The organism is Stenotrophomonas sp. SAM-B (assembly GCF_013387485.1).
Classification (GTDB): Bacteria; Pseudomonadota; Gammaproteobacteria; order Xanthomonadales; family Xanthomonadaceae; genus Stenotrophomonas; species Stenotrophomonas maltophilia_AA.
Genome location: NZ_JABBXB010000004.1, coordinates 95530 through 110372, shown reverse-complemented (window position 1 = coordinate 110372; position 14843 = coordinate 95530). Strand labels below are relative to the sequence as shown.

16 protein-coding genes are annotated in these 14843 nt (G+C 67.0%); 3 read left to right on the top strand and 13 right to left on the bottom strand.

From position 1 onward, the window contains the following. Nucleotides 1-6 precede the first annotated feature (6 nt). Together HH110_RS10495 and surE are read right to left on the bottom strand one after the other, a co-directional pair. Nucleotides 7-684, bottom strand: coding sequence for a protein-L-isoaspartate(D-aspartate) O-methyltransferase (locus HH110_RS10495; RefSeq protein WP_176989634.1), 678 nt, complete (start codon nt 682-684; stop codon nt 7-9). Then, a complete protein-coding gene (gene surE, locus HH110_RS10490; RefSeq protein ID WP_176989896.1) occupies nt 681-1460 on the bottom strand; it encodes a 5'/3'-nucleotidase SurE in 780 nt (259 codons plus the stop codon). Before surE ends, HH110_RS10495 begins: the two co-directional genes overlap by 4 nt. A gap of 186 nt (nt 1461-1646) precedes the next feature. Here surE and HH110_RS10485 point away from each other — a divergent pair, with 186 nt between their 5' ends. Then, on the top strand, nt 1647-2186 hold the full coding sequence (locus HH110_RS10485) for a Smr/MutS family protein (RefSeq protein WP_176989633.1): 540 nt from the start codon (nt 1647-1649) through the stop codon (nt 2184-2186). Nucleotides 2187-2216: 30 nt separating this feature from the next. Here the strand turns inward: HH110_RS10485 and truD are convergent, their stop codons facing one another. The 9 genes from truD to HH110_RS10440 form a co-directional block, all read right to left on the bottom strand. After that, entirely contained in the window at nt 2217-3260 is a 1044-nt protein-coding gene (gene truD / locus HH110_RS10480) for a tRNA pseudouridine(13) synthase TruD (protein ID WP_176989632.1), read from the bottom strand. Then, nucleotides 3257-3754, bottom strand: coding sequence for a 2-C-methyl-D-erythritol 2,4-cyclodiphosphate synthase (gene ispF / locus HH110_RS10475; RefSeq protein WP_176989631.1), 498 nt, complete (start codon nt 3752-3754; stop codon nt 3257-3259). The genes truD and ispF overlap by 4 nt, the downstream gene beginning before the upstream one ends. 37 nt (nt 3755-3791) lie before the next feature. Then, nucleotides 3792-4490: a 2-C-methyl-D-erythritol 4-phosphate cytidylyltransferase gene (gene ispD, locus HH110_RS10470; RefSeq protein ID WP_176989895.1), complete on the bottom strand. Its 699-nt coding sequence runs from the start codon at nt 4488-4490 to the stop codon at nt 3792-3794. Beyond that, complete coding sequence (gene ftsB / locus HH110_RS10465) at nt 4487-4837, bottom strand: cell division protein FtsB (RefSeq protein WP_176989630.1); 351 nt, start codon at nt 4835-4837, stop codon at nt 4487-4489. Before ftsB ends, ispD begins: the two co-directional genes overlap by 4 nt. 4 nt (nt 4838-4841) lie before the next feature. Further along, on the bottom strand, nt 4842-6128 hold the full coding sequence (gene eno / locus HH110_RS10460; RefSeq protein WP_176989629.1) for a phosphopyruvate hydratase: 1287 nt from the start codon (nt 6126-6128) through the stop codon (nt 4842-4844). Nucleotides 6129-6197: 69 nt separating this feature from the next. Continuing rightward, a complete protein-coding gene (locus HH110_RS10455; RefSeq protein ID WP_241696520.1) occupies nt 6198-6614 on the bottom strand; it encodes a hypothetical protein in 417 nt (138 codons plus the stop codon). Then, nucleotides 6611-7441, bottom strand: a complete 831-nt coding sequence (gene kdsA, locus HH110_RS10450) for a 3-deoxy-8-phosphooctulonate synthase (RefSeq protein WP_019183338.1) — start codon at nt 7439-7441, stop codon at nt 6611-6613. Before kdsA ends, HH110_RS10455 begins: the two co-directional genes overlap by 4 nt. Nucleotides 7442-7546: 105 nt before the next feature. Then, on the bottom strand, nt 7547-9211 hold the full coding sequence (locus HH110_RS10445; protein ID WP_176989628.1) for a CTP synthase: 1665 nt from the start codon (nt 9209-9211) through the stop codon (nt 7547-7549). Between the two features lie 518 nt (nt 9212-9729). Continuing rightward, nucleotides 9730-9969, bottom strand: coding sequence for a hypothetical protein (locus HH110_RS10440; RefSeq protein WP_176989627.1), 240 nt, complete (start codon nt 9967-9969; stop codon nt 9730-9732). 163 nt (nt 9970-10132) lie between these two features. On the opposite strand from HH110_RS10440, the gene parE reads away from it, so the two are divergent. After that, nucleotides 10133-12022, top strand: coding sequence for a DNA topoisomerase IV subunit B (gene parE / locus HH110_RS10435; protein ID WP_176989626.1), 1890 nt, complete (start codon nt 10133-10135; stop codon nt 12020-12022). 128 nt (nt 12023-12150) lie between these two features. Continuing rightward, a complete protein-coding gene (locus HH110_RS10430; RefSeq protein ID WP_176989625.1) occupies nt 12151-12723 on the top strand; it encodes a GNAT family N-acetyltransferase in 573 nt (190 codons plus the stop codon). 116 nt (nt 12724-12839) lie between these two features. Here the strand turns inward: HH110_RS10430 and HH110_RS10425 are convergent, their stop codons facing one another. After that, a complete protein-coding gene (locus tag HH110_RS10425) occupies nt 12840-13961 on the bottom strand; it encodes an inorganic phosphate transporter (RefSeq protein WP_176989624.1) in 1122 nt (373 codons plus the stop codon). A gap of 13 nt (nt 13962-13974) precedes the next feature. Beyond that, nucleotides 13975-14601, bottom strand: a complete 627-nt coding sequence (locus HH110_RS10420) for a DUF47 domain-containing protein (RefSeq protein ID WP_176989623.1) — start codon at nt 14599-14601, stop codon at nt 13975-13977. Nucleotides 14602-14843: the final 242 nt, after the last annotated feature.

Below are 14843 nucleotides of genomic sequence, written 5' to 3'. Positions count from 1 at the left end.
TTGGAATCAGTCCAGCATGCCAGACAGCAGCGGCACGAACGTGACCGGTGCCAGTACCTGCTGTTCGACACTGCCGTCATCGCGACGGGTCAACTGGATCAGCGACTGCGCGCCCGGGCCACCGACCGGCGCGACCAGGCGGCCGCCGACGGCAAGCTGCTCGACCAGCGCATCGACCAGCGCCGGTGCCGCCGCAGTCACCACGATCGCATCGTACGGACCGTGCTCGGCCCAACCGACGCGGCCGTCGTCATGCTTGCTGCGGATGTTCATGCCCAGGGCGCGGAAGCGCTTGCGCGCCTGGCGCAGCAGATCGCCGATGCGCTCGACCGTGTACACCTCCAGCCCGATCGCGCCCAGCACGGCGGCCTGGTAGCCCGACCCGGTGCCGACTTCCAGTACCGTCTTCGGGGCCGACTGCAGCACCGCTTCGGTCATGCGCGCCACCACCCAGGGCTGGGAAATGGTCTGGCCATGACCGATCGGCAGTGCGGTGTCTTCGTAGGCACGCGAGGCCAGCGCTTCATCGATGAACAGATGGCGCGGCACGACACGGATGGCATTGAGGGTGGCTTCGTCGGCGATGCCGGCATCGCGCAGGCGATCCACCAGGCGATCGCGGACCCGCTGCGAGGTCATGCCGATGCCGACGGCTTCGGGCTGCAGGCGCAGGCGCGGGCTCATGCCGGCCGGTCCAGTGCGGCAGTCAGCCCGCCGACCCAGCTGGCCACCTTCTCCAGCGCCTGGTAACGGGTGAGGTCGACCTGGATCGGGGTGATCGAGATGAAGCCGTTGCGCACCGCATGGAAATCCGTGCCGGGGCCGGAGTCCTGCTCGCGCCCGGCCGGGCCGATCCAGAACACCTGGTTGCCGCGCGGGTCGCGCTGCGCGATGCAGCCCTCGGCGCGATGGCGGTTGCCCAGGCGGGTCACTTCGAACCCCCGCACCTCGCTCCACGGCAGGTCCGGCACGTTGACGTTGAGGATGGTGTCGGCCGGCAGCGGATCGGCCTTGAGCCGGGTCACGATCTCGACCGCGGCACGCGCGGCGGTCTCGAAATGACGGGGCTCGTGGTTGTGCGTGACCAGCGACATCGCCACGGCAGGCAAACCGAGGAACCGTCCTTCCATCGCCGCCGACACGGTGCCGGAGTAGATGACGTCGTCGCCGAGGTTGGCGGCGTTGTTGATGCCCGAGACCACCATGTCCGGCTCGTACTCGAGCATGCCGGTCAGGGCCAGGTGCACGCAGTCGGTCGGCGTGCCGGCCACCGAGCAGGTGTAGTGGTCGATGCGCTTCATGCGGATCGGCAGGTCCAGGGTCAGCGAATTGCTGGCGCCGGAACGATCACGATCAGGAGCGACCACGGTCACTTCATGACCGGCGTCACGCAATACCGTGGCGAGCATCTTGATGCCCGGCGCATCGACACCGTCGTCGTTGCTGACCAGAATCCGCATCTGCGATTTAACCGCTTGATTTTTCAAGACTTCGATTCCATCACTTCCCACTGTTGGCGGCGGTGGCCCTGCCCCTCCCGGGACCGGACGACCGCGCAAGTGCGTCAGCTATTGTGCCGCAAGCAGACAGATCGTCCTACCCCGATAACGGTAGGCATCGCCCTTCCCGCCCATTAGGCTGTACGCATGTCACATCCTGAAGACGAAGATCCCGCGGCGCTGTTCCGGGCCGCCATCGGCGAGGTCACGCCGCTGCGCAAGGCGGTCACCCCGCCGCCGGCCGCGCCGCGGCCCAAGCCGCGTGCGCGGATGGCCGAACAGGATGAACAGGATGCCCGCGGGGAATTCGCCCGGCTGCTGCGCGACGGCAGCCCGCTGGAGGCCGGCGATACCGCCAGCTACCGGCGCGACAACCTGCCGCCGCAGATGTTCCAGCGGCTCAAGCGCGGGCAGTATTCCGTGCAGGACGAACTCGACCTGCATGGCGCGACGGTGGCCCAGGCCGAGGCACTGGTGCGGCAGTTCCTGGTGGAGGCGCATGCGCATGAGTACGGCTGCGTGCGCATCATCCACGGCAAGGGGCTGCAGTCCGACGGGGGTGCGCCGGTGCTGAAGAATCTGGTTGATCGCCTGCTGCGGCTGCGCAACGACGTGCTGGCGTTTCATTCCGCGCCCGCCGGGCAAGGCGGAACGGGCGCGGTACTGGTGCTGCTGGCAAACCGGTAGAGCCACCCCGCAGCCACGCATGGCGTGGCTCTACGCCTCAGGTGCGGCCTGGCTGGCGTCTTCCACCGGACCCAACTCGTGCAGTACTGCAGTGGCGTAGCAGCCCGGCGGCAGTGCGAAGCTGAGTTCCAGCACATCCGCAGCCAGCCACTGGTGCTGCAGCATGGCTGGACGCAGGCGCAGCGCGCGGCGCTCCTGCTTCAGGCGGGCGCTTTCCAGGCCGGCCCGCAGCGCCAGCGATTGCGCGTCCGACACCGCGCCCAGCTCCAGTTCGGCGGCGGCACCGGTGCTGCGCAGCTCGCCCTCGCCCCACAACGGGCCGCTGGGATGGATGTCGAACCGGCCGAGGCGATCGGCCAGCAGATCCGTCCACGGCTCCGGGCCGAACACGCTGCGGCTGCCGTCGAGCATCCAGACCTCGCCGTCCAGCGGCGTGTCCCAGTTGCCCTGCTCCACGCGTGCCGCCAGCACCTGGTTGAACAGGGCCGAACGGGCCGCCGAAAGCAGCAACGAACGCTGGTCGGGGCGCATGCGACGGCCACCGAACATCGCCAGCGCGGCCGGCACGTTGCCGCCATCGCGGCCGAAGCGCTGCTCACCGAACCAGTTCGGCAGGCCGCGCGAGGCGATATGGGACAGGCGCTCTTCGATGGCCGCGGGATCGCCCTGCACATCGCGCAGCACCAGCTTGAAGCGGTTGCCGGCCAGCGCACCGCGCTGCAGCTTGCGGTTGTGCCAGGTCGACTCCACCACCTCGATCTCGTCCGACGCCAGCAGCGCCGGGTCCGGTGCCACGCGCTTGGGCAGGTGCACGCTGAAGCGCTGCGTGGTGACCGCGTGGCGATCCTTCATGCCGGCGTAGCTGACCCCCATGTCCGGCAGCCCGGCCCACTTGGCCAGCACCTTGGCGACATGCACGGTATTGGCGCCGCGCTTGCGGAGGGTCAGCAGCAGGTGCTCGCCCTCCCCGCTCGGCTCGAACGCCGGCAGTTCGTCGACCTGGAAATCCTCGGGCGAGGTGCGGATCTTCGCGCTGAGCAGCGGCGCGCCGAACGCCAGCGGCAACGGGATCACAGGGCCACCAACAGCACGCTGGCCTGGGCGGCGATGCCCTCGCTGCGGCCGGTGAAGCCCAGCTTCTCCGACGTGGTCGCCTTGACGCTCACGCAGTCCAGCGCGATCCCCAGCACGGTGGCGATGCGCTCGCGCATGGCCAGGGCGTGCGGGCCGACCTTCGGCCGCTCGCAGATCACGGTGATGTCGGTGTTGCCGACCTGCCAGCCGCGCTCGCGCAGCAGCCCGTTGCAATGGTCGAGCAGGTGCGCGCTGTCCGCGCCCTTCCAGCGCATGTCGGTCGGCGGGAAATGCACACCGATGTCGCCCAGCGCCAATGCACCGAGCATCGCATCGCACAGCGCGTGCAGGATCACATCGCCATCGCTGTGCGCGAGCACCCCGCGGCTGTGTTCAACGCGGATGCCGCCGAGCATGATGTGGTCGCCCTCGCCGAAGGCATGGACGTCGTAGCCCTGTCCGATGCGGAAGGGAGGAAACTGGGGCGTGGTCATTGCAAGAACCTGCGGTTGGGTGCGGCGCGTGCGGACGTCAGGGTGCGCGACGCGACAGCACGAATTCGAAACGGGACAGATCAGCCGGGGTGGTGACCTTGAAATTGTCTTCGCTGCCTTCCACCAGCAGCGGGCGCAGCCCCTGGCGCTCCATCGCCATGGCTTCGTCGGTGATGTCCACGCCGGCGTCGGCCGCCTCCTGCAGCGCGCGCGCCAACTGGTGGCGGCGGAACAGCTGCGGGGTCAGCGCGCGCCAGAGGCGTTCGCGTGGTTCGGTGGCATCGATGCCGCCGTCGTCGCCGGCACGCTTGAGCGTATCGCGCACCGGTGCGGCCAGGATCGCCCCGACCGGGTCGGCACGCCCGACTTCCAGCAGGCGGCCGAGATCGGCAGCGGCCAGGTTCGGGCGCGCGGCGTCGTGGACCAGCACGAAATCGTCGGCGCGTACGTCATCCGGCAAGGCCTGCAGGCCGGCCAGCACCGAGCTGGCGCGGGTTGCACCGCCGATGCAGGTCAGAATGGGTTTGTCCGCCAGCGACTGCCAGCCCGGCCAGTCGGCGTCGTTCTCGGCGATAACCACCATCACCCCGGCCACGACCGGGTGCGAGAGTAGTGCCTCGAGAGTATGGGCCAGCAGCACACGGTCGCCGGCGAGCAGATACTGCTTGGGCGTGGCCCCGCCGAAGCGGGTGCCACGGCCAGCGGCGGGAACCACCGCCCAGATGCCCGCCATCAGGGAATATCCTGATGCGGCGCGTCCGGGTCGGTGACCGCCGTCGGCGCACGCGGAGGCGGCACCGGCGCGTCTTCGACCACGCGGTAGAACTTTTCGCCGGGCTTGATCATGCCCAGCTCGCTGCGCGCGCGTTCTTCGATCGCTGCTTCGCCTTCCTTGAGGTCCTTGACCTCGGCAGCGAGCGCGTCATTGCGCTGCTGCAGCCCGGCGTTGTCCCGCTTCTGGTTCTCGACCTGGGCCTCGAGCATCATCACTTCGCCCGAGTTGCCCGGTCCAAACCAGAAACGGTACTGCAGCCATGCGAGCAGCAGCGCGAGCACCAGCAGCAGCCAGCGCCAGTTGCGCATGCGATCAGCGCTTCAGCGACACGAACGCGTCACGACCGGCGTAACGCGCGCCGGCACCGAGGGCTTCCTCGATACGCAGCAGCTGGTTGTACTTGGCCACGCGATCGCTGCGGCACAGCGAGCCGGTCTTGATCTGGGTGGCGGTGGTGGCCACGGCGATGTCGGCGATGGTGGTGTCTTCGGTTTCGCCCGAACGGTGCGAGACGATCGAGGCGTAGTTGGCCGCGTGCGCCATGGCGATCGCTTCCAGGGTCTCGGTCAGGGTGCCGATCTGGTTGACCTTGATCAGGATCGCGTTGGCGGTGCCGGACTCGATGCCTTCCTTGAAGATCTTCGGGTTGGTGACGAACAGATCGTCGCCCACCAGCTGCACCTTGTTGCCGATGCGGTCGGTCAGCAGCTTCCAGCCGGCCCAGTCGTTCTCGGCCAGGCCGTCTTCGATGGTCACGATCGGGTACTGCGCGGCCCAGTCGGCCAGGAAGTCGACGAACTGCTCGGAGGTCAGGCGCTTGTTCTCGCCGACCAGGTTGTACTTGCCATTCTCGTAGAACTCGCTGGAGGCCACGTCCAGGCCCAGCAGCACGTCTTCACCGGCGGTGTAGCCGGCCTTGCCGATCGCTTCCAGGATGGTGTCCAGCGCTTCGACGTTGCTGCGGAAGTCTGGCGCGAAGCCGCCTTCATCACCCACCGCCGTGCTCAGGCCGTGGCCCTTCAGCACCGACTTCAGCGAATGGAAGATTTCGGTACCGGCACGCAGCGACTCGGAGAACGAGGTGAAGCCGACCGGCAGCACCATGAATTCCTGGAAGTCGACGTTGTTGTCGGCATGCGCGCCGCCGTTGATGATGTTCATCATCGGCACCGGCAGAGTCACGTCACGGCCGTTGGCCAGGTGCTGCCACAGCGCCTGCTTCTTCGAGGCGGCCACGGCGTGGGCATTGGCCAGCGAAACACCGAGCAGCGCGTTCGCGCCCAGGCGGCCCTTGTTCTCGGTGCCGTCCAGGTCGATCAGGCGGCGGTCGAGGCCTTCCTGGTCGGCGGCATCGAAGCCCTTCAGCGCGGTCGCGATGGCGGTGTTGACGTTGGACACGGCGTTGCGCACGCCCTTGCCCAGGTAACGGGTCTTGTCGCCGTCACGCAGTTCCACGGCTTCCTTGGTGCCGGTCGAGGCGCCCGAGGGCACCGCGGCACGACCGAACGAGCCGTCCTCGAGGATGACTTCGGCTTCCAGCGTGGGATTGCCACGGCTGTCGAGGATTTCACGGGCGTGGATGCTGCGGATCGTGGTCATAGCGGGCCGGTTACCAGTCAGAGGGGGGAGGCGCCGCCAACGCAGCGCCGAAAAATAGATGCCGCGTGATTATCCCTGCACACCCGTCACTTGCCAAATCGGCGAGGGCGCGGACAGCACCCCAACCACGCTGGCGTTGCCCGGAACCAGCGACGGGATCACCAGCAGCACCAGCAGCAACGCCAGCAGGACCAGCCCGACACCGCCGCCGGCCGGTTGCCGGCGCAGCCGGAACGCGAGCACGCTGGCGGTCACGCAGGCCAGTGCGGCGGTGCCGGTCAGCGACAGCGTCACCAACAGCATCGGCATCACCGCGCGCAGTGCGTTGTCGCCATCACCGGGCGAGCCCATGCTGGTGAACATCAGCACCACCAGCAGGAACACCCCGCACCAGGCGGCGATCGCCGCGCCCAGCGCGATCCAGCCCCAGGCCCAGCCGCGCCAGCCGCGGCGCACCGCGGGTGACGCCGGAACGTCGGCCATCATGCGAAGCGCGAGAACCCGTGCTTCTTGGTGACCGCGTCGAGCTCCATCAGGGTTTCCAGCAGTTCTTCCATGCGATCCAGCGGCCAGGCGTTGGGGCCATCGGACAGCGCCTTGGACGGATCCGGGTGGGTCTCGGCGAACAGGCCGGAAACACCGACCGCCACCGCCGCGCGCGCCAGCACCGGCACGAACTCGCGCTGGCCACCGGAGCTGTTGCCCTGCCCGCCCGGCAGCTGCACCGAATGGGTGGCATCGAACACGACCGGGCAACCGGTATCGCGCATCACCGACAGCGAGCGCATGTCGCTGACCAGGTTGTTGTAGCCGAAGCTGGCGCCGCGCTCGCAGACCATGATGTCCTGGTTGCCGGTGGCCTTGGCCTTCTCCACGACAGGCTTCATGTCCCACGGCGACAGGAACTGGCCCTTCTTGATGTTGACCGGCTTGCCTGCCGCGCACACCTTGGTGATGAAATCGGTCTGGCGCACCAGGAAGGCCGGCGTCTGCAGCACGTCCACCACCGAGGCCACTTCGTCCATCGGGGTGTATTCGTGCACGTCGGTGAGCACCGGCACGCCGATCTGCTTCTTCACTTCGGCCAGGACCTTCAGGCCCTCTTCCATGCCCGGACCGCGGAAGGCGGTGCCGGAGGTGCGGTTGGCCTTGTCGAAGCTCGACTTGAAGATGAAGTTGATGCCGAGGCGATCGGTGATTTCCTTCAACTTGCCAGCCACGTCCAGCTGCAGCTGCATCGACTCGATCACACACGGGCCGGCGATCAGGAACAGGGGCTGGTCCAGCCCGACGTCGAATCCACACAGTTTCATGGCGTTTCCTTGTTGTCCGGCGGACACTGGCCAGGCCAGCCGCCGTGGGTGATTAGCGCTCTGCAATGGGGGCGCGCGGCCCCCACTGCAAGTGCGGCGTGCCGATCAGGCGGCCGCGTCCTGGGCCAGCTTGCCACCGGCCTTGCGCTCGCGCGCGGCGCGGATGAAGCCGATGAACAGCGGGTGGCCTTCGCGCGGCGTGGACAGGAACTCCGGGTGCGCCTGGCAGGCCAGGAACCACGGATGCTGGTCGCGCGGCAGCTCGATGACTTCCACCAGGGTGTCGTCCATCGACTTGCCGGCGATCACCAGGCCCGCATCCTCCAGCTGGGTGCGGTAGCGGTTGTTGAACTCATAACGGTGGCGGTGACGCTCGGAGACCACGTCCTTGCCGTACAGCTCGCGGGCCAGCGTGCCCGGCTTCAGGCGCTGCTCCTGCAGGCCCAGGCGCATGGTGCCGCCCAGATCGCTCTTGTCGTCACGCTTCTCGACATCGCCGGTGGCGGTGCGCCATTCGGTGATCAGGCCGATCACCGGGTTCGGCGACTGGCGGTCGTTCTCGGTGCTGTTGGCGCCGTCCAGGCCGGCCACGTGGCGGGCGAAATCGACCACCGCGGCCTGCATGCCGTAGCAGATGCCGAAATACGGCACCTGATGCTCACGGGCGAACTGCGAGGTCAGCACCTTGCCTTCGAAGCCGCGGTCGCCGAAGCCGCCTGGCACCAGGATGCCGTCGACATCCTTGAGCGCGGCCAGGTCGCTGTCCTCCAGCTCCTGGGCTTCGAGCCACTTCAGGTTGACCTTGGTGCGCTGGCGCAGGCCGCCGTGCTTGAGCGCCTCGCCGACCGACTTGTAGGCGTCCTGGTGATCGACGTACTTGCCGACCACGGCGATGGTCACCTCATCCAGCGGGTGCAGGGTGGCATCCACCGCGGCTTCCCACTCGGCCAGGTCGACCGGGCCGGCCTTGTCACCGAGCTTGAGCTGGTTGACGACGATGTCGTCCAGACCCTGCGCATGCAGGCCCATCGGGATGCGGTACAGCACATCCACGTCGGGCACGCTGATCACCGCGCGCTCGGAGACGTTGGTGAACTGGGCAATCTTTCGGCGCTCCGAATCCGGCACGACCTGCTCGGAACGGCACAGCAGCACGTCCGGCTGGATGCCGATCGAGCGCAGCTCCTTGACCGAGTGCTGGGTCGGCTTGGTCTTCAGCTCGCCGGCGGCGGCGATGTACGGCACCAGGGTGAGGTGCATGAACAGCGCCTTCTCCGGGCCGCGCTCGGTGCGCACCTGGCGGATCGCTTCCAGGAACGGCAGCGACTCGATGTCGCCCACGGTGCCGCCGATCTCCACCAGCGCCACGTCGAAGCCTTCGGTGGCCTCGTCCATGCAGCGGCGGATTTCATCGGTGATGTGCGGAATGACCTGCACGGTGGCGCCCAGGTAGTCGCCGCGGCGCTCCTTGCGGATCACGTTCTCGTAGATCCGGCCGGTGGTGACCGAGTTCTTGCGGCTCAGGCGGGTGCGCACGAAGCGCTCGTAATGGCCCAGGTCCAGATCGGTCTCGGCGCCGTCGTCGGTGACGTAGACCTCACCGTGCTGGAACGGGCTCATGGTGCCCGGATCGACGTTGATGTACGGATCGAGCTTCATCATCGTCACCCGCAGGCCGCGGGCCTCGAGGATGGCGGCAAGCGACGCGGCGGCAATACCTTTGCCGAGCGAGGACACTACGCCGCCGGTTACGAAGATCAAGGGAGTCATGGCTGGGGGTGTCCTGTCAGGAAGGGGGAAACGGCGCCGGCGCGCAGGGCGACGGACGACGTGAAGGGGGAAATCGGGGCGATCCGGGCGGCTGCGGGGCGTTCACGCGCCAGGGCCGGGATCAGGGGGGAGACGGTACGGGAGTGAGTCAGCGACGTCGGGTCAGCCGTGCCGGCCACTGTCTGGACCGTCACCTCCTGCCTACCCTGCTGGCGATCGCGCACGATCAGGCCAGTCCATTCGCTGATGGATGACACGCACTACTCCCGGAAAGCCATAGTTTACAGATTGCCGGCCTCCAGCCCAAGGGGCGGATGACGGTCTTCACATAAAAAGAAGAGCCCCGGCGCGATACCGGGGCTCATGGTGAGTACTTTTTCAGATTCCCAGGCCTCTCTGGTGGAGAGCCCCCTTGGAGTTCAAGGGGGCGCGCCGACAGGCGCGGGGATGTGGAGGAGAGGGTGAGCGGGGCCCACGGTTTGCCGCGCAAACCGTGGGGAAGCGTCAGCGCGAAGCGCTTATCGCTTCTTCCGCGCCTCTTCTTCCTCTTCCTTCTGCGGGGCCTGCTCGCCCCTGGCCTTCATTTCGGCCGTGGCGGCGGCGCGGCGCTTGGCCTTGGCGTCCGCCTCGGCCTGCGCCTTGTCGGCCTGTTCGCCCTGCTGCGGCGTGGGCTGGCCCTGTCCGGCGTTCTGGGCCAGTGCCATGGGCACGGCCACCACCGCGGCGGCGATGGCAACGATGGTCAGCAACTTCTTCATGGGGTGCTCCTCGCGGTATGGCATGGAATGGGTCGCCGGAGGGTCCGGTTTCCCATCCCAGACAGTCTATCGCGCCCCGGTCGGCCGCCCCCTGAACGTGTGGCGTGCAAAAAACCCGTCCAGACCGCAAACTTCGCCGTCGCATTGCGCTTTATGAAGACAGATGAACGCCCGCTATAACGCCGCCGATATTGAAGTCCTGTCCGGCCTGGACCCGGTCAAGCGCCGCCCCGGCATGTACACCGACACCGCGCGCCCGAACCATCTGGCGCAGGAAGTCATCGACAATGCCGTCGACGAAGCCTTGGCCGGACACGCCCACACGGTCGAAGTCACGCTGTTCAAGGACGGCAGCTGCGAGGTCAGCGATGACGGCCGCGGCATGCCCGTGGACATCCACCCCGAGGAGAAGATCCCCGGCGTCGAACTGATCCTGACCCGCCTGCATGCGGGCGGCAAGTTCAACAACAAGAACTACACCTTCTCCGGCGGCCTGCATGGCGTCGGCGTCAGCGTGGTCAACGCGTTGTCCACCCTGGTCGAAGTGCACATCAAGCGCGACGGCAGCGAACACCGCATCACCTTCCGCAACGGCGACCGCGCCACTCCGCTGGAAGTGGTCGGCAGCGTCGGCAAGAAGAACACCGGTACCCGCGTGCGCTTCTGGGCCGACCCGAAGTACTTCGATACGCCCAAGTACAACCTGCGTGCCCTTCGCCACCTGCTGCGCGCCAAGGCTGTGCTGTGCCCGGGCCTGACCGTCAAGCTTCTCGATGAAGCGACCGGCGAGCAGGACACCTGGTACTACGAAGATGGCCTGAGCGATTACCTGAAGGCCGAGCTTGGCGAGCGCGAGATGCTGCCGGCCGACCTGTTCGTGGGCCACCTGAAGAAAGAAAACGAGATCGTGGACTGGGCCCTGGCCTGGATTCCCGAGGGCGAACTGGTCCAGGAAAGCTACGTCAACCTGATTCCCACCGCCCAGCACGGCACCCACGCCAACGGCCTGCGCACCGGCCTGACCGAGGCGCTGCGCGAGTTCTGCGACTTCCGCAACCTGCTGCCGCGTGGCGTCAAGCTGGCCCCGGAGGATGTCTGGGACCGCGTGTCGTTCGTGCTGTCGCTGAAGATGACCGACCCGCAGTTCAGCGGCCAGACCAAGGAGCGGCTGTCCTCGCGCCAGGCCGCGGGCTTCGTCGAGGGCGCAGCGCATGATGCCTTCAGCCTGCTGCTGAATCAGAACGTCGCATTGGGCGAGCAGATCGCGCAGCTGGCGATCGAGCGCGCCAGTGCGCGCCTGAAGACCGAGAAGCTGGTGACCCGCAAGAAGGTCACCCAGGGCCCCGCCCTGCCCGGCAAGCTGGCCGACTGCATCAGCCAGGACCTGTCGCGCACCGAGCTGTTCCTGGTCGAAGGCGACTCCGCGGGCGGCAGTGCCAAGCAGGCCCGCGACAAGGACTTCCAGGCGATCCTGCCGCTGCGCGGCAAGATCCTCAACACCTGGGAAGTGTCCTCGGGCAGCGTGCTGGCCTCGGAAGAAGTGCACAACCTGGCGATCGCGATCGGCTGCGACCCGGGCAAGGAAGACATCGCCGGCCTGCGCTACGGCAAGGTCGTCATCCTGGCCGACGCCGACTCGGACGGCCTGCACATCGCGACCCTGCTGACCGCGCTGTTCCTCAAGCACTTCCCGGCGCTGGTCGATGCCGGCCACGTATTCGTGGCGATGCCGCCGCTGTTCCGCGTCGACGTGGGCAAGCAGGTGTTCTACGCCTTGGACGAGGAAGAAAAGCGCACGATGCTGGACAAGATCGAGCGCGAGAAGATCAAGGGCCAGGTCAGCGTGACCCGCTTCAAGGGCCTGGGTGAAATGAACCCGCAGCAGCTGCGCGAGTCCACCATCCATCCCGATACGCGTCGCTTGGTGCAGCTCACCATCGACGATGGCGAGCAGACCCATTCGCTGATGGACATGCTGCTGGCCAAGAAGCGCGCCAGCGACCGCAAGGGCTGGCTGGAAAAGAAGGGCGACCTGGCCTCGCTGGAAGTCTGATCGATCGGTTGTGATACTGGAAAAACCCGCCTCCCGGCGGGTTTTTTTTGGGGCGCGGGGAGACACCGGGCATGGCTACACGGGGCAGGAGCGGCTAACGTGGCCATACCTCGAGCACAGGAACCCGCATGCCGTTCGATCCGACCCTGCAGTTGGACAGCGCACGCCTGGCACTGACCCCTGTCCGGGCCGGCGACGCGCAGGCGCTGTTCGCGATCCAGTCCGACCGTGCCGGCATGCGCTACTGGAACCATCCGGCGTGGACGGACCTCAAGCAGGCCTACGTGCAGATCCTCGACGATCTGGCTGCGCTGGATGCGGGCACGCAGTTGAAGCTGGCGATCCGTGAGTGTGTGGACGGGCCACTGCTGGGGATCGTGGTGGTGTTCGCGATCGACGAGACGTCCCGGCGCGCGGAGATCGGGTATCACCTCGCGCCGTCGGCGCAGGGCAAGGGCTACATGCACGAGGCGCTGTCACGGTTCGCGGCGTATCTGTTCGACGTGCTGCGCCTGCGTCGCCTGGAAGCGGAGATCGATCCGCGCAACGTGCCCTCGGCGAAGGTGCTGGAGCGGCTCGGCTTCCAGCGCGAAGGAGTGCTGCGGGAGCGCTGGCGGGTTGCCGGCGAGGTCTCCGATTCAGCCGTGTACGGCCTGCTGGCACGCGAGTGGCAGGACCGGGCCGACCCAGCGCCGCATTAGAGCCGGCGCGACGCCATCCTGGGTGTGCCGGCCCAGCCCCACCCTGTCCGGCAGGATCCCTCCCACGAAAAAGCCCGCCTTTCGGCGGGCTTTTCGATGTTCAACGCGTGGACCGATCAGGCCCAGCCGAACATTTCGAACAGACGCAGGATCAGGTACGCACAGCCCCCAGCGGCCGGGATCGTCAGGATCCAAGCCCACACGATGCGCTCGATCACGCCGAAGCGCAGCGAACGCGGGTTCTTGGCGAAGCCCACGCCCATGATCGCGGTGGAGATGCTGTGGGTGGTGGAGACCGGCATGCCGAAGTGCGCCGCCACGGTCAGGATCGTGGCCGAGCTGGTTTCCGCGGCGAAACCGTGGATCGGGTGCAGCTTGACCATCTTGTGGCCCAGGGTCTTGATGATCTTCCAGCCGCCCGACGCGGTACCGGCGGCCATCACCACGGCGCAGGTCAGCACGATCCACATCGCGATGCCGTCACCGGCGCTCGCGTCCGGGTGCATGAAGGCCAGCCAGGACGGCAGGTCGTTCAACGCACCGGTCGCCTCGGCACCGATCAGGGTCATGGCGATGATGCCCATGGTCTTCTGCGCGTCGTTGTGACCGTGGGCGAAGCCCATGTAGGCCGCCGACACGATCTGCGCCTTGCCGAAGAAGGCGTTGACGATGCGCGGCCGGGCCAGGCGGCCCAGGAAGCCACCGATCTTCGCCATGCCCGCGATCATGCCCCACAGCAGCAGCATCACCGCGATGCCGAGCAGGAAGCCGGCGATCGGCGAGGTGATCATCGGCAGGAACACCTTCCACAGCAGGCCCTTGTTCTGGGCCCAGGTGCCGATGCGTTCAGACCAGATCAGTGCATCCCAGTTGTTATGGGCAGCGGCCAGGCCGGCGCCGCACAGGCCGCCGATCAGGGCGTGCGAGGACGAGGACGGCAGGCCCTTCCACCACGTGATCAGGTTCCAGATGATGCCGCCCAGCAGCGCGCACAGGATCACCTGCGGGGTCACATCGACCACGTTGGTGTTGAGCAGGCCCGAGGCGATGGTCAGCGCGACGGCGGTGCCGGTCAGCGCGCCGATGAGGTTCATGAACGCGGCGAGCATCACCGCCCAGCCGGGCGAGAGCACTTTGGTCGCCACCACGGTGGCGATGGAGTTGGCGGTGTCGTGGAAGCCGTTGATGAACTCGAAGACGAGCGCGGCCAGGATCACCACCAGGACAAGGGTCAGCATGCTGTGGCGTCCGTCAGCTGTTCTTCAAGACGATCTGGTACGCCACCACGCCGGCCTCGCGGCAACGATCGATGGCCTTTTCCAGGATCTCGAAGAATTCCTTGAGCAGGAACATCTGCAGGCTGTCCAGGCGGCCGGAATAGATGTCGCGGTACAGCTCGAGCATCAGGCGGTCGGCTTCGTTTTCCAGCGAACGCAGCTTCTCGTTGAGCGCGGTCATCCGGTCCAGGTTCATGTGGCGCAGGTCGTTGACCATCTCCACGACCACGTTGGCAGCCTGTTCCAGCATCGCCGCGCGCGGCGCGAAATCGATGTGTTCCAGATGCTGGGTGGCCAGCGAATAGCGATCGGCGAACTTCTCGATCTGCTTGGGAATCTTGTACAGCGCCGAACCCAGCGCTTCGATGTCTTCGCGCTCGATCGGGGTCATGAAGCTGTCGACCAGCGCCTGGCTGATCTTGTCCGAGGCCGCGCGCTCGCGCAGGCGGGCCAGCTTGAAGGCGTCCAGCGCCGGCTGGCGGTCCGCTTCGCGCAGCATGGAGTGCAGCGCCTTGGAGCTGTCCTGGGCGGCCTGGGCAGCCTCGTCCAGCAGGGTGTAGAACTGTTTGCCGGAGCCAAAAATGGTCTGCAGAGAGAACATTGAGAAACCTATTCGCCGTCGAGGAAGGACGGCACCGGGCGGAATTATGACGGTTTGATGTCCAATCCGGGTACTCCCTGTCATCTTCACGCTCTGACGGCCCTGCCTGAACGACCCTGATTGCATCCCTGCCCCGGCCTTTTGTTAAGATGCGCGGGCACCTTCGGGTGCACTCTATGGACGACGACCCTTACCCCCCGCCGCACCGCCGCGCTCACGCGCCCTCCGGTAGCCGACATCGC

Bases quoted from the DNA above. Each gene is read 5' to 3' on its own strand.
- HH110_RS10495 (WP_176989634.1), bottom strand. From the start codon at position 684: ATGAGCCCGCGCCTGCGCCTGCAGCCCGAAGCCGTCGGCATCGGCATG.
- surE (WP_176989896.1), bottom strand. From the start codon at position 1,460: ATGCGGATTCTGGTCAGCAACGACGACGGTGTCGATGCGCCGGGCATC.
- HH110_RS10485 (WP_176989633.1), top strand. From the start codon at position 1,647: ATGTCACATCCTGAAGACGAAGATCCCGCGGCGCTGTTCCGGGCCGCC.
- ispF (WP_176989631.1), bottom strand. From the start codon at position 3,754: ATGACCACGCCCCAGTTTCCTCCCTTCCGCATCGGACAGGGCTACGAC.
- ftsB (WP_176989630.1), bottom strand. From the start codon at position 4,837: ATGCGCAACTGGCGCTGGCTGCTGCTGGTGCTCGCGCTGCTGCTCGCA.
- eno (WP_176989629.1), bottom strand. From the start codon at position 6,128: ATGACCACGATCCGCAGCATCCACGCCCGTGAAATCCTCGACAGCCGT.
- HH110_RS10455 (WP_241696520.1), bottom strand. From the start codon at position 6,614: ATGATGGCCGACGTTCCGGCGTCACCCGCGGTGCGCCGCGGCTGGCGC.
- kdsA (WP_019183338.1), bottom strand. From the start codon at position 7,441: ATGAAACTGTGTGGATTCGACGTCGGGCTGGACCAGCCCCTGTTCCTG.
- HH110_RS10445 (WP_176989628.1), bottom strand. From the start codon at position 9,211: ATGACTCCCTTGATCTTCGTAACCGGCGGCGTAGTGTCCTCGCTCGGC.
- HH110_RS10440 (WP_176989627.1), bottom strand. From the start codon at position 9,969: ATGAAGAAGTTGCTGACCATCGTTGCCATCGCCGCCGCGGTGGTGGCC.
- parE (WP_176989626.1), top strand. From the start codon at position 10,133: ATGAACGCCCGCTATAACGCCGCCGATATTGAAGTCCTGTCCGGCCTG.
- HH110_RS10430 (WP_176989625.1), top strand. From the start codon at position 12,151: ATGCCGTTCGATCCGACCCTGCAGTTGGACAGCGCACGCCTGGCACTG.
- HH110_RS10425 (WP_176989624.1), bottom strand. From the start codon at position 13,961: ATGCTGACCCTTGTCCTGGTGGTGATCCTGGCCGCGCTCGTCTTCGAG.
- HH110_RS10420 (WP_176989623.1), bottom strand. From the start codon at position 14,601: ATGTTCTCTCTGCAGACCATTTTTGGCTCCGGCAAACAGTTCTACACC.